Annotated in this window: 13 protein-coding genes; 2 read left to right on the top strand and 11 right to left on the bottom strand. The window is 71.7% G+C overall.

Going from position 1 to position 13,928, the window contains the following annotated elements:
- Positions 1 to 3: 3 nt before the first annotated feature.
- From guaA to I601_RS01590, 4 genes are all read right to left on the bottom strand, one after another.
- Positions 4 to 1,599, bottom strand: a complete 1,596-nt coding sequence (gene guaA / locus I601_RS01575) for a glutamine-hydrolyzing GMP synthase (protein ID WP_068105558.1) — start codon at positions 1,597 to 1,599, stop codon at positions 4 to 6.
- 232 nt (positions 1,600 to 1,831) lie between these two features.
- Positions 1,832 to 3,556 carry a GMC family oxidoreductase gene (locus tag I601_RS01580; protein WP_068105559.1) on the bottom strand — a complete coding sequence of 575 codons (1,725 nt, stop codon included), beginning with the start codon at positions 3,554 to 3,556 and terminating at the stop codon, positions 1,832 to 1,834.
- Between the two features lies 1 nt (position 3,557).
- Entirely contained in the window at positions 3,558 to 5,180 is a 1,623-nt protein-coding gene (locus I601_RS01585) for a succinic semialdehyde dehydrogenase (RefSeq protein ID WP_068105560.1), read from the bottom strand.
- A gap of 96 nt (positions 5,181 to 5,276) precedes the next feature.
- Positions 5,277 to 6,770 (bottom strand): aldehyde dehydrogenase, encoded by a 1,494-nt coding sequence (locus tag I601_RS01590; protein ID WP_068105561.1) that lies wholly within the window; start codon positions 6,768 to 6,770, stop codon positions 5,277 to 5,279.
- A 201-nt stretch (positions 6,771 to 6,971) separates the two neighbouring features.
- Here I601_RS01590 and I601_RS01595 point away from each other — a divergent pair, with 201 nt between their 5' ends.
- Together I601_RS01595 and I601_RS21830 are read left to right on the top strand one after the other, a co-directional pair.
- Positions 6,972 to 7,406, top strand: coding sequence for a hypothetical protein (locus I601_RS01595; protein WP_068105562.1), 435 nt, complete (start codon positions 6,972 to 6,974; stop codon positions 7,404 to 7,406).
- Entirely contained in the window at positions 7,406 to 7,540 is a 135-nt protein-coding gene (locus I601_RS21830) for a hypothetical protein (protein WP_257734358.1), read from the top strand. Before I601_RS01595 ends, I601_RS21830 begins: the two co-directional genes overlap by 1 nt.
- A gap of 44 nt (positions 7,541 to 7,584) precedes the next feature.
- Here I601_RS21830 and rnhA read toward each other — a convergent pair whose 3' ends face one another.
- The 7 genes from rnhA to I601_RS01630 form a co-directional block, all read right to left on the bottom strand.
- A complete protein-coding gene (rnhA, locus tag I601_RS01600; RefSeq protein ID WP_237089523.1) occupies positions 7,585 to 8,100 on the bottom strand; it encodes a ribonuclease HI in 516 nt (171 codons plus the stop codon).
- Complete coding sequence (locus I601_RS01605) at positions 8,097 to 8,471, bottom strand: hypothetical protein (protein WP_068105563.1); 375 nt, start codon at positions 8,469 to 8,471, stop codon at positions 8,097 to 8,099. The genes rnhA and I601_RS01605 overlap by 4 nt, the downstream gene beginning before the upstream one ends.
- Positions 8,468 to 9,313 carry a carbon-nitrogen hydrolase family protein gene (locus tag I601_RS01610; protein WP_169834650.1) on the bottom strand — a complete coding sequence of 282 codons (846 nt, stop codon included), beginning with the start codon at positions 9,311 to 9,313 and terminating at the stop codon, positions 8,468 to 8,470. The genes I601_RS01605 and I601_RS01610 overlap by 4 nt, the downstream gene beginning before the upstream one ends.
- A 7-nt stretch (positions 9,314 to 9,320) precedes the next feature.
- Positions 9,321 to 10,427, bottom strand: coding sequence for a GuaB3 family IMP dehydrogenase-related protein (locus I601_RS01615; protein WP_068105564.1), 1,107 nt, complete (start codon positions 10,425 to 10,427; stop codon positions 9,321 to 9,323).
- Positions 10,428 to 10,490: 63 nt separating this feature from the next.
- The gene (locus tag I601_RS01620; protein ID WP_237089524.1) at positions 10,491 to 11,420 is read right to left on the bottom strand and encodes a cation diffusion facilitator family transporter; all 930 of its coding nucleotides are present in this window, start codon (positions 11,418 to 11,420) and stop codon (positions 10,491 to 10,493) included.
- 25 nt (positions 11,421 to 11,445) lie between these two features.
- Entirely contained in the window at positions 11,446 to 12,948 is a 1,503-nt protein-coding gene (gene guaB / locus I601_RS01625; RefSeq protein ID WP_068105565.1) for an IMP dehydrogenase, read from the bottom strand.
- Positions 12,949 to 12,952: 4 nt separating this feature from the next.
- Positions 12,953 to 13,873: a GNAT family N-acetyltransferase gene (locus I601_RS01630; RefSeq protein ID WP_068105566.1), complete on the bottom strand. Its 921-nt coding sequence runs from the start codon at positions 13,871 to 13,873 to the stop codon at positions 12,953 to 12,955.
- Positions 13,874 to 13,928: the final 55 nt, after the last annotated feature.

The raw sequence follows: 13,928 nt of genomic DNA on the forward strand, positions 1-13,928 counted from the left end.
GGCTCACTCCCACTCGATGGTGCCCGGGGGCTTGCTGGTGATGTCGACGGTGACCCGGTTGACCTCGGCGACCTCGTTGGTGATGCGGGTCGAGATCGTCTCCATCACCTCGTAGGGAAGCCGTGCCCAGTCGGCGGTCATGGCGTCCTCGGAGGTGACCGGGCGGAGCACGATCGGGTGGCCGTAGGTGCGTCCGTCGCCCTGGACGCCCACGGAGCGCACGTCGGCGAGCAGCACCACCGGCATCTGCCAGATGTCGCGGTCCAGGCCGGCCCGCGTCATCTCCTCGCGCACGATGGCGTCGGCCTGACGGAGGATGTCGAGCCGTTCCCGGGTCACCTCGCCGATGATCCGGATGCCCAGGCCCGGGCCCGGGAACGGCTGGCGGTGCACGATCTCGGCCGGCAGGCCGAGCTGCTCGCCGACGAGTCGGACCTCGTCCTTGAACAGCGTGCGCAGCGGCTCGACGAGCTCGAACTCGAGGTCCTCGGGCAGGCCGCCGACGTTGTGGTGGGACTTGATGGTCGAGGTGCCGGCGCCGCCGCCGGACTCCACCACGTCGGGGTAGAGCGTGCCCTGGACCAGGAAGGCGACCTTGTCGCCGCCCTCGCCACTGACGGCGTCGGCCAGCACCTCGGCCTCGGCAGCCTCGAAGGTGCGGATGAACTCGCGGCCGATGATCTTGCGCTTCTCCTCGGGGTCCGAGACCCCGGCGAGCGCGTCGAGGAACTGCTTCTCGGCGTCCACGACGCGGAGGTCGACCCCGGTCGCGGCCACGAAGTCGCGCTCGACCTGCTCGGTCTCACCGGAGCGCATCAGCCCGTGGTCGACGTACACGCAGGTCAGGCGGTCGCCGATGGCGCGCTGCACGATCGCTGCGGCGACCGCTGAGTCGACGCCTCCGGAGAGACCGCAGATGGCCTGGCCCCGCTCCCCGATCTGGGCGCGGATCGAGGCGATCTGCTCCTCGACGATGTTGAGCATCGTCCAGGTCTGGCGGCAGCCAGCGATGTCGACGAGGAAGCGCTCGAGGACCTCCTGGCCGTGCTCGGTGTGCAACACCTCCGGGTGCCACTGCACGCCCGCGAGACGCCGGTCGAGGTCCTCGAAGGCCGCCACGGGGGTCACGCTCGTCTCGGCGAGCACCGCGAAGCCCTCGGGTGCCGCGGTGACGGCGTCGCCGTGCGACATCCACACCGTGTGCGTCTCGGGCACGTCGGCCAGCAGGGTGCCCTGCGCGCCGACGGTGACCGCGGTGCGGCCGTACTCGCGGGCGCCGGTGGGCGCGACGGTGCCGCCGAGGCCCGAGGCCATCAGCTGGAAGCCGTAGCACATCCCGAAGACGGGGACGCCCGCGGTGAAGATGGACGGGTCGATGCCGGGGGCACCATCCGCGTAGACCGAGCTCGGACCGCCGGACAGGATGATCGCCTTCGGCTTCCTGGCCAGGATCTCGTCGACGGGGAGGTGGTGCGGCACGATCTCGGAGTAGACGCGGGCCTCGCGCACGCGGCGCGCGATCAGCTGCGCGTACTGCGCCCCGAAGTCGACGACCAGGACGAGGTCGTGGTCGGGGGTGCCGGGGCTCAGGTCGGTCATGACTCCAGCCTATCGGCGCGGACCCCCGTAAATGGCACCAGGGCCCGGCCGGGGAGGGAGGGTGGCCGGGCCCTGATCGTCCACGCATCTGTTGGACAGCGCTTGGACAAAGACCCGGCCTTTTGGGAGGGAGCATGACTACCGGGTCTGACCATCACAACGAGGTGGTGCGAGGCGGGTTACGCCGGTGACGGTCTTTTCGGGATCTATTTCCCCGGGCTAGACCAGCGGGTCAGCTGACCCCGACGATCGGCAGCCGCAGCGCCCCTGGAGCGGACTCCGGGACGACGGGGTGCAGCGGCTTCACGGGGGCGACCCGGCGGTAGTCCGCCCCCAGGCCCGGACGGGGGTCCGGCTCACCCTTGTTCGGCCACAGCGCCATCGCCCGCTCGGCCTGGGCGGTGATCGTCAGCGACGGGTTCACGCCGAGGTTGGCGGTGATCGCCGCGCCGTCCATCACGTGCAGGCCGGGGTGGCCGTAGACGCGCTGGTAGGGATCGAGCACGCCCGTCTCCGGGCTGTCGCCGATCGCACAGCCGCCGATGAAGTGGGCCGTCAGCGGCATGTTGAACGGCTCGCCGATGTTGCCGCCCGCGGTGCCGCCCAGCACGCCCGCGATGCGGCGCACGGCGTCGTTGGCGACCGGGATCCAGGTCGGGTTCGGGGCTCCGTGGCCCTGGCGCGAGGTCATCCGCCAGTGCCCGGTGACCCGGTTGCGCTTGCCGTACGTGGTGATGGAGTTGTCCAGGCTCTGCATCACCAGCGCGATGACGGTGCGCTCGGACCAGTGCTTCAGGTCGTAGAGGTTGACGATCTCGCGTCGCTCCTTCCACATCTCCTTCAACCAGGCGCGCCACCGCGGACCGTCACCGTCGCCGTCGGTCAGGACCGTCTGCATCAGTGCCATCGCGTTGAAGCCCTTGCCGTAGCGCACCGGCTCGACGTGGGTGTCGGCGTCGGGGTGGAAGCTCGAGGTGATCGCCACGCCGTAGGAGTAGTCGGTCGTGTCCGACTTCGGCGCGATCGCCCCCAGGATCGACTCGGAGTTGGTCCGGGAGAGGAAGCCCAGGCGGTCGGACAGGCGAGGCAGGTGCCCCTCGTCCTTCATCCGGTGCAGGAGCTTCTGGGTGCCCAGGGAGGCCGCTGCCATCACGACGTGCTCGGCGGTCAGCGTGCGGGTGCTGCGTGCCGTGGCGCGCGTGGCCTTCGTGTACTTGATGGTGACGTCGTAGCCCCCGCCCGCGCGGGCGCGGACGCGGGTCACGGTGCTCAGCGGCATCACCCGGGCGCCCTGCTGCTCGGCGAGGTAGAGGTAGTTCTTGACCAGGGTGTTCTTGGCGTTGTGCCGGCACCCGGACATGCACTCACCGCAGTTGAGGCAGGCGTTGCGCGTCGGGCCGACCCCACCGAAGAAGGGGTCCTCGACCTGTTCGCCGGGACGTTGCTCCGGCCCGCCGAAGAAGACGCCCACCGGGGTGGGGTGGAAGGAGTCGGCCACGCCCATGTCGCCGGCGACCTTCTCCATGACGTCGTCGGCCGGGGTGCGAACCGGGTTCTGCACCACGCCGAGCATCCGCTTGGCCTGGTCGTAGTACGGCGCCAGCTCGGACTTCCAGTCCGTGATGTGGCTCCACTGGGGGTCGTTGTAGAAGGCCTGCAGCGGCTCGTAGAGCGTGTTGGCGTAGACCAGCGACCCGCCGCCGACACCGGCGCCGGCCACGATCATCGTGTCGCGCACCGCGTCGATGCGCTGGATGCCGTAGCAGCCGAGGGCGGGCGCCCAGAGGTAGCGGGTGATGTCGAGGGTGCCCGAGGAGAAGTCGTCGTCCTCGAAGCGGGCCCCGGCCTCGATGACACCGACCCGGTAGCCCTTCTCGACCAGGCGCAGGGCGCTGACCGAGCCACCGAAGCCCGATCCGATGACCAGCACGTCGTAGTCGTAGGTGCTCTCGCTCATGTCAGGCCCTTCCCAGCTTCTTCATCAGCCGCATCTGAGCCGTCATCACCCGTGCGTAGGTCTCGTCGGACATGCCCAGCATCGGCGCCAGGCGGACCAGCCGCTGCGTGGCGACCGACTGGGTCTCGGTGTAGCGGTGGATGCCCTCGCTGCCCTGGCGCCGGCCCATGCCGGACTGCCGCATGCCGCCCATGGGCGCGTCGACGGAGGCGAAGGTGGCGGCGAACGCCTCGTTGATGTTGACCGTCCCGCAGGTCACCTGGCGCGCGACGGCCCGGGCCCGGTCGCCGTCCTGGCTGTAGATCGCTGCGTTGAGGCCGTACTCCCCCGCGTTGGCCCGCGCGATCGCGTCGGCCTCGTCGTGGAAGCGGTACAGCGACACCACCGGACCGAACGTCTCCTCGCCGAAGCAGGTCATGTCCGGCGTGACGCCCTCGAGGATGGTGGGCTCGAAGACGTAGGGCCCCAGGTCGGGGCGGGCGCGACCGCCGGTGAGCACGCGGGCGCCCTTGGCGACGGCGTCCTCCACGTGCGCGGTGACGGTCTCGAGCTGGGCCTGGCTGATCAGCGAGCCCATGTCGCTGCCCCACTCGAGGGTGGCGCCCAGCGTCATCGCCTGGGTGCGGGCCACGAAGCGCTCCACGAACCGGTCGTAGACCTGGTCGGCGACGAAGAGCCGCTCGGCGGAGACGCACAGCTGGCCGGCGTTGGAGAACGAGCCCCGCACCGCACCCTCGGCCGCCTTCTCGACGTCGGCGTCGCGCAGCACCAGCAGGGGGTTCTTGCCGCCGAGCTCGAGCGAGCACCCGATGAGCTGCTCGGCGCACCCGGCAGCGACCCGGCGACCGGTCGCCGTGGAACCGGTGAAGCACACGTAGTCCGACCCGCCGATGACCTGGGGGCCGACCTCGGAGCCGGGCCCGGCCACGACCTGCCAGAGGTCGCGCGGGAAGCCGGCCTCCTCGAGCAGCTGGGCGCCCAGCAGCGCCGAGAGCATGGTCTGGGAGTCCGGCTTCGCCACGACCGCGTTGCCGGCCATCAGCGCGGGCAGCCCGTCGCACAGCGCCATGGTGAAGGGGTAGTTCCACGGCGAGATGATGCCGACGACGCCCTTCGGCACCCGGTTCACGTCGATCCGGGTCAGGCCCGGGACCACCCCGGGCCGGCGCCGGGTGTCGAGGTGCTCGTGCACCGTGCGTGCGTAGTACCGCGCCGTCAGCGCGATGTGCAGCGGCTCGTCGAAGGCGTGCTTGCGGGCCTTGCCCGACTCCCACACGATCAGGTCGATGATCTCTTCCTGGCGGTCGAGCACCAGGTCGTGCAGGCGCATCATGATCGCCGCGCGGTGGTCGAGGCTGGTGCGCGACCACGCGGCCTGGGCGCGACGGGCCTTGGCGAAGGCCTCGGCCACGTCGGCCTCGCTGGACTGCGGGACGTGTGCGAGGGGGGCGCCGCTGATCGGGGTGCGCACCTCCGCCGTGCGCCCGGTCGTGCTGGTCACCCGCCGGGTCAGGGAGGCGACGTACTCCGGCTCGAGCGCGTACGACGCGGTCGGGTCGTGCTCGGGGTCGTGCGGACCGTCGACGATCGGGGCGTCCGGACGGTCGGGGTGCTGGGCGCTCATGTACCGAGGGTATGTGACCACGATCTCGCTTACTACCCTTCGGTAGCCGATGTGGCTTTGTACACAGCAAAAGGAACTGTCAAGCAGCCCCCCGGCCTAGACCGCCGGGGCGGGCGGGACGTAGATGGACTTCGTCTCGGTGTACTGCGCCAGCCCCTCGGGCCCGAACTCGCGCCCGAGGCCGGAGGCCTTGAAACCCCCGAACGGGGCGGCGAAGTCCATCGTGTAGGTGTTGATCCCGTAGGTGCCGGTACGCACCCGCCGGGCCACGTCCAGCCCGGCCTCCTGGTCGGTCGTCCACACCGTGCCCGCCAGGCCGTAGTCGGAGTCGTTGGCGATCCGCACCGCGTCGTCGACGTCGTCGTAGGCGATCACCGACAGGACCGGGCCGAAGATCTCCTCCTGGGCGATCCGCATCCGGTTGTCGACATCGGCGAACACCGTGGGACGCACGTACCAGCCGCGCTCCAGCCCGTCGGGCATCCCGGTGCCGCCCACCACCAGGCGGGCACCCTCCTGCTGGCCGAGCTCGATGTACGACGACACGCGCTCCTGCTGCCGACGCGCGACCATCGGCCCCACCTCGGTCGCCGGGTCGGCCGGGTCGCCGACCGGCATCGAGCCCACGGTCTCGGCGAGCGCGTCGACGACCTCGTCGTACCGGCTCCGGGGCGCCAGGATGCGGGTCTGGGCCACACAGGCCTGCCCCGAGTTCATCAACGCCGTGAACCGCAGCCCCTCCATGGTGGGGCCCAGGTCGGCGTCGGCGAGCACGATGGCCGCCGACTTCCCGCCCAGCTCCAGCGAGCAGCGCTTGAGCTGCTCACCGCACACGGCGCCGATCAGCCGACCTGCCGCGGTCGAGCCGGTGAAGGCGACCTTGTCGATGCCGGGGTGGGCGACCAGGTGCGCACCGACCTCGCGCCCACCGGCCACGATGTTGACCACACCGGGCGGTACGCCGGCCTCGTCGAGCAGCTCGGCGAGCAGGTAGGCGTCGAGCGGGCTCTCCGGGGCGGGCTTGGCGACCACCGTGCAGCCGGCGAGGAGCGCGGGCACGACCTTGGAGATCAGGGTGAACTGGGGGACGTTCCACGGCGGGATGGCCGCGACCACGCCGACCGGCTCGTGGCGCACCACGACGTCGGAGCCGAGCACGCCCGACCGGGCCGCCTCCCACGGGAAGTCGCGAGCGATCGCGATGAAGGCCTCGACCTGCATCCAGGGCGCCGGCGACTGGGCCAGGTTGGAGAAGGACGTGGGCGAACCCATCTCGATCGTGATGAGCTCGGCCATGTCGCCCAGCCGTGCCGCGTACAGGTGCGAGAAGCGTTGCAGGACCTCGATGCGCTCCTCGGGCGAGGTCCGCGGCCAGGGCCCCTCGTCGAAGGCCCGGCGGGCCGCGGCGACCGCGGCGTCGATGTCGGCGGGGCTGCCGTCTGGCACCCGGGCGACGACCTGCTCGGTGTGCGGGGACACCACCTCGATGACCGCACCGGTGGCGGGCGCCGCCCAGGCTCCGTCGATGTAGAAGGTGTCGCGGTCGAGCGCGTCGGTCGCGATCGGGCGCTGGCCCTGGGTCTGGGTCATCGAGAGCTCCTCCGGGTGACGCACGTCATGAATTGACACGCGTCAGCCTGGTGGAACGCGTTCTCGTTTGTCAACGGTCGAGGGGTCCCCGAGCCAGATCCCTTTATTTGGTGACGCAGAGGGCCTGCTCCGACACCTAACGTCCACGTCGTGGTCGCCAGGGGGGCCACATCGACCATCACACCATTCGGGAGACACACCATGCGCAAGTCCATCCAGCTGATCGCCGCAGCGACCAGCGTCGCGAGCCTCGGGCTCATCACCATGCCGGCCGCTCACGCCGACAACGCCATCATCTCGATCAAGAAGAAGGGGGAGCTGTCCTCCTCCAACAAGATCGCCTGGGTCAAGGCCAAGGTCACCTGCTCGGAGGACACCACGTCCGGCGAGCTGCAGGCCACCCTCACCCAGGTCACCCGCGGTGGCACCCAGACCTCGACCGGCTACATCTACGCCTACAGCGCCTTCGAGTGCACCGGCGACGAGGAGAAGGTCTACATCCCGGTCCGTCGGCCCACCGGCGGGTTCAAGTGGGTCAAGGGCCAGGCCAGGGTCACGAACGTGACCTTCACGTCCTACGACCCGTCGGGTTCGTTCACCGACACGGCCAAGGGTCGCACCGTCACCCTGCGCTGATGCGTCTCCTGCACGTCACCCGGACGCTCCTGGCCCGGTGCGTCGAGGACGACACTGCCTCGACGCTCCTCGGCTCGGTCTGCCTGCTCTCGGGAACGCTGCTCTCAGCAGGACTCCTGCTGCAGGCGGCCTGACCTGCACCGGACGACGCGCGAACGAACCGCCCCCGGCGACACGCTCACCGGGGGCGGTTCTGCGCGCTCCCACCCGCAGCCGCCACGGCCTCGTCGAGGCCGCGCGCCGCGAGCCGGTCGGCCCGCTCGTTGCCCTCGTCGCCCGCGTGGCCCTTGACCCAGTGCCAGTGCACGTCGTGCCGCTCGCACGCCGCCTGGAGCTGCTGCCACAGGTCGACGTTCTTGACCGGCTGCTTCGCGGAGGTGCGCCACCCGTTGCGCATCCAGCCCACGACCCACGTGGTGATGCCGGAGCGCACGTAGGTCGAGTCGGTGTAGAGCTCGACCCGGACCGGCCGCTTGAGCGCCTCCAGCGCCTTGATCGGGGCCGTCAGCTCCATCCGGTTGTTGGTCGTGGTGCCGGCCTCGCCACCACAGAGCTCGAGCTCGTGGCTGCCCTGGCGCAGCAGCGCACCCCAGCCGCCGGGACCCGGATTGGGTATGCAGGCGCCGTCGGTGTGGATGACCACGACCTCGACGTCCTCGCCGTTCCCGGGCTCCTCGGTCACCGGCGCGTTCACGCTCGCGTACCCACCGCGAGCAGCGCCCGGGTCCGGAGGCACAGGCGCCCGTCGTGGACCAGGTCCTCCACCAGGCGGTCGTGCTCCGTCCGCAGCCGCTCACGATCGGCGGCGGCCAGGGCGGAGACCACCGTGCCGATGCCGCCGATCCCGGCCTCGGCACCGCGCCACATCGAGTCGACCGCGGCGCGGTGGGTCCAGGTCACGCCCCGGGCGGTCACGTCCACCAGGCCGGCGCCGGCCAGGAGGTCACGCAGTCCGGTCTCGGTGCGGGCGAAGTCCAGGTGCGCTGGCAGCCGGGGACCGGGAGGGGCGTCGATGGCCGCGGCCCACAGCGTCGCGACGTCGCCGCCCCAGCCCGCCCCGCTCACGCCCGCACCCGGGGGCCGAGCGTGTCCCGGTGGTCGTGGTGCATGCGGTGCAGCCCGCGGGTGGCGGTGACGAGCTCGGGCTCGATCTCCGAGATGGCCAGGCCCTCCTCGTCGTCGAGGCGGGCCAGGGCCCGGCCCTCGGGGTCGTAGATCGCCGAGCCGCCGATGAAGGAGCTGCTCCCGCAGGTGCCGGTCAGGGCGGCGAGCACCACGTAGAAGCCGTTGTCGAGGGCCCGGGCCGGGTAGTGGAGGTCGCGCCGGTGCGCGCCGCCGGGGAAGTACGCCGCGGAGCACAGGTAGCCGAGCGCCCCCGCGTCGCTGGCGGCCCGGGCGTGCTCGGGGAAGCAGCCGTCGTAACAGGTCGACAACCCCAGCTCGACGCCGTCGACGACCACGGAGGCACCGTGCCCACCGGCCTCGAACCAGGTCTGCTCGGACAGGTCGACGTGCTGCTTGTCGTAGGGCAGCGCCGCGCTCACGCCGTCGGGGCGGTCGACGTCGGGCCGCACGACCAGCGTCGACAGGGTCCGGCGCGCGCCGCGGTCGAGGGCGGCGCCGACGACGACGGTGACCCCGGTGCGCAGCACCTGCTCGCGCAGCGGGTCCAGGCGCGGGCCGAGCACGTCGGCGGGCCGGGGCAGGGCACCGGCGAAGACCGCGTCGTCGTACCCGGTCAGGAACGCCTCCGGCAGCACCAGGACCCGCACGCCCTGGCCGCCCGCGAGCGCCGCCAACCGCGCGGCGGTGCGCACGTTGGCGTCGAGGTCCCCCGCTGCCGCGGCGGCCTGGCCGGCCGCCACCCGCAGGGCGGTGGTCGACGTGCTGGTCCCCGTGCTGGTCACAGGAGCACTACTCGACGACGACCTCGACACGCTGGAACTCCTTGCAGTCGGTGTAGCCGGTGGTGGCCATGGACCGACGCAGCGCACCGATGAGGTTCATGGTGCCGTCGGCGACCCGGGAGGGACCGAAGAGGATCTCCTCGAAGGTGCCGATCGTCTCGAACTGGACCCGCTGGCCGCGGGGCAGCTCGGGGTGGTGGGCCTCGGTGCCCCAGTGGAAGCCGCGGCCGGGCGCGTCGGAGGCCCGGGCGAACGGGGAGCCGACCATGACCGCGTCGGCGCCGCAGGCGATCGCCTTGGCGATGTCACCGGACCTGCCGATGGAACCGTCGGCGATGACGTGCACGTAGCGCCCGCCCGACTCGTCGAGGTAGTCGCGGCGCGCGGCCGCGACGTCGGCGACCGCGGAGGCCATCGGCACCGCGACGCCGAGGACGGTACGGGTGGTGTGGGCCGCTCCCCCGCCGAAGCCGACGAGCACCCCGGCAGCACCGGTGCGCATCAGGTGCAGCGCGGCCTGGTGGGTGGCGCAGCCGCCCACGATGACGGGCACGTCGAGCTCGTAGATGAACTCCTTGAGGTTCAGCGGCTCGGACTGGCTGGAGACGTGCTCGGCGGAGACGGTGGTGCCGCGGATGACGAACATGTCGACGCCCGCGTCGACGACGGTCTTGGCGAACTCCTTGGTCCGCTGCGGCGACAGCGATCCGGCCACGGTCACCCCCGCCTCACGCACCTCGTGCAGGCGGTGGGTGATCAGCTCGGCCTTGACCGGCTCGAGGTAGATCTCCTGCATCCGCCGGGTGGCGTCGGTGCCGGTGAGCCCGGCGACCTCCTCGAGCAGCGGCTCCGGGTCCTCGTAGCGGGTCCACAGACCCTCGAGGTTGAGCACCCCGAGCCCGCCGTGGCGCCCGAAGGCGATCGCGGTGCTCGGCGACATCACGGAGTCCATCGGGGCGGCCATCACGGGCAGGTCGAAGCGGTAGGCATCGATCTGCCAGTGCGTGCTGACCTCCTCGGGGTCGCGGGTACGCCGCGAGGGGACGATCGCGATGTCGTCGAAGGAGTAGGCGCGGCGGGCGCGCTTGGCACGTCCGATCTCGATCTCGGTCACCCCGTCAGGCTAGTCGAGAGCACCGACCTCCGCTGCGCACGGGTGCTCCCGAGCGGTGCCGCCTCAGTCGTGGTGCGTGTGCTCGGTCTCGGCGTGGCCCTCGGGCTCGATCTGGAACGTCGAGTGCTCGATGGAGACCTCGAAGTGCTCGGCCACGCAGGCCTGCAGCTCGCGCAGCACCTGTCCGGAGTGCCCCGACTCGAAGCAGACCCGCTGCATGGTCACGTGCGCGGTCAGCACCGGCAGGTCGGAGGCGACCCGGGTCACGTGCAGGTCGTGCACGTCGACCACGTGCTCGACCTCGAGGATGTGGCGGCGCACGTCGGCCAGGTCGAGCCCCGGCGGGGTCGCCTCCAGCAGCACCCGCAGGCTCTCGCGCAGCAGCAGCAGCGTGCGCGGCAGGATCAGCACGGCGATCAGCAGGCCCGCGACGCTGTCGGCCCGCACCCAGCCGAAGGCCGCGATGAGCAGGGCGCTGATGATCACGGCCACCGAGCCGAGCGCGTCGTTGAGCACCTCGAGGTAGGCCGCGCGCATGTTGAGGTTCGCGCCGCGCCCCCCCGTGAGCACCGCGAGCGCGACCAGGTTGGCCGCCAGGCCGATCACGCCGAAGACCAGCAGCGAGGTCGACGGCACGTCCGCAGGGGTGACCAGGCGGCGTACGCCCTCGACCAGGGCGAAGATCCCGACCGCGAGCAGCAGCGCGGCCTGGGCGAGCGCGGAGATCACCTCGGCGCGCCGCAGCCCCCAGGTGTGCCGGTCCGTCGCCGGGCGCGCCACCAGGACACTGGCCGTGAGCGCCATCGCGAGCCCGACGGTGTCGGTGAGCATGTGCGCGGTGTCGACCAGCAGCGCGAGGCTGCCGGTGACGACCGCACCGACGGCCTGGGCCAGCACCACGACGCCGGTCAGGGCCAGCGCGACGCTCAGCCGGGTGCGGTTCGCCCCGGCCGTCGACCCGTGCTCGTGACCTGCTCCCACCTCGGCTCCCACCTCGGCTCCCGGTGTGCCCCGGGGTTCAGCGTCCCGCGTAGTTGGGCGCCTCGACGGTCATCTGCACACCGTGCGGGTGGCTCTCGTTGAGCGAGGCCGAGGTGATCCGCACGAAGCGGCCCTTGTCCTGCAGCTCGGGCACCGTGCGCGCACCGACGTAGAACATCGACTGGTTGAGACCGCCGACGAGCTGGTGGGCCACCGCGGCCAGCGGCCCGCGGTAGGCGACCTGGCCCTCGATGCCCTCGGGCACGATCTGGTCGTCGCTGGTGACCTCGGCCTGGAAGTAGCGGTCCTTGGAGTAGGACTTCTTGCCCCGGCTCGACATCGCACCGAGCGAGCCCATGCCCCGGTAGGACTTGTACTGCTTGCCGTTGACGAAGACGAGCTCGCCCGGCGACTCCTCGCAGCCGGCCAGCAACGAGCCGAGCATGACCGCGTCGGCGCCGGCGACGATCGCCTTGGCGATCTCGCCGGAGTACTTCATGCCGCCGTCGGCGATCAGCGGGACGCCCGCGGGCTTGGTGGCCAGCGACGCCTCGTAGACCGCGCTGACCTGCGGCACGCCCACACCGGTGACCACGCGGGTGGTGCAGATCGACCCCGGACCGACCCCGACCTTGACCGCGTCGGCGCCCGCGTCGACGAACGCCTGGGCGCCCTCCCGGGTCGCGACGTTGCCGCCGATGACCTGCACGTGCCGGGTGGCCGGGTCGCTCTTGAGCCGCTGCACCATCTCGAGCAGCATCCGCACGTTGCCGTGCGCGGTGTCGGCGACGAGCACGTCGACACCGGCCTCGACCAGGGTGGTGGCGCGCTCCCACGCGTCCCCGAAGTAGCCGATCGCGGCACCGACGAGCAGGCGGCCCTGGTCGTCGTACGACGCGTGGGGGAACTGCTCGCTCTTGACGAAGTCCTTGACGGTGATGAGCCCGACGAGCCGACCGGCGTCGTCGACGAGCGGCAGCCGCTCGCGCTTGTGCTTGCGCAGCAGCGCGGTCGCCTCGTCGCGGGAGATGCCCTCGGGGCCCGTGATCAGCGGCATGGGGGTCATCACCTCCTCGACCTTGAGGGTCGCCCAGTCGGCGACCGGGGTGAAGCGCAGGTCGCGGTTGGTGATGATGCCCAGCAGGCGCGAGTCGGTGTCGACGACCGGGAGCCCGGAGACCCGGTACTCCCCGCAGATGCGGTCGAGGTCCTCGAGCGTCGCGTCCGGGCCGATCACGACGGGGTTGGAGATGATGCCGGTCTGGGTCCGCTTGACCAGGTCGACCTGGTAGGCCTGGTCCTCGATCGACAGGTTGCGGTGCAGCACGCCCATGCCACCCTCGCGGGCCATCGCGATGGCCATCCGCGACTCGGTGACGGTGTCCATGGCCGCGCTGACCAGGGGCACCTTCAGCGAGATCTCCCGGGTGAGCCGGGAGGTCGTGTCGATGTCGGCCGGCGCGAGGTCGGAGTGACCGGGCAGCAGCAGCACGTCGTCGTAGGTGAGGCCGAGGGCGGCGAACTTCTCCGGGATCTCCACGCACTCATCGTACGGGCGGGGACGCGTCGACCCCCAGCGGCCTCAGGCCGTGCACCGGCACCCGCACCGTCAGCTGGTCGGAGGCCAGGCGGATCCGGCCCCGGAGCCCGGTCGCGAGCACCAGCGGCAGCACCGCGCGGTTGTCGGCGGTGGTGCTCAGGGCGACCTCCTGGGCGCCGAGGGTGAGTGCCAGCCGCGACGCGGCGACCAGCAGCCGGGTGCCGACGCCGCGGCGACGCCAGGCCGGGTCGACGCGCAGCACCAGGTCGAGGCAACCGTCCTCCGCCTCCTCCGCGCGGGGCTCCGCCAGCGTGGCGCGGCCCACGACGACGTCGGCGACCAGGGCCGAGACCATCCGTCCCTGCACGACGTACGACGGTCGCACCCCGTCCCCGAGACGTCGCCCCGCGATCGGGGCGACCATCGCCGGCTCGGGCCGGCCCCGGCGCAACACGTCGGTGACCAGCTCGGACACGGCGACCCCGCGGGCTCGCTCGGTGTCGGTGAAGGGGGCGGCGCGGCGCACCTGCACCAGCACGTCGCCCACCGTCATCTCGAGCACGTCGCCGCCGGCACCCTGGTCGGGCTCGGTGTCGAAGAGGCGAGCCACCACCTCGGGGAACGACTCGGGGGCGGCCAGCACCCGGCGGGCGGCCTCGACGTAGCGGGTGGGCTGGTCGGTCAACGCCTCCGCAGTGCACGGCGTGGAGAGCACGTGGCGCCAGCCGGCCGACTCCACGAGCACCGCCACGTCGGCCTCGCCCCAGGAGTCGGGGACGTCCATCACCACCTCGTCGGTGACCTCGTCGACGCCCGGGAAGACCTGCATCCCACGGATGTCGGCGCCGGCCTCGGCGCAGCGCTGAGTGAGCGCGGCGAGCCCTCCGGGCCGGTCAGGCGAGCTGGCCCGCACCTTCCACAACATGGCGTTCCTCCTCAGCAGACCCGCTCCGGCCGCGGGAGGCACTACGTTGACCCAC

This window comes from Nocardioides dokdonensis FR1436 (assembly GCF_001653335.1).
Lineage (GTDB): Bacteria > Actinomycetota > Actinomycetes > Propionibacteriales > Nocardioidaceae > Nocardioides > Nocardioides dokdonensis.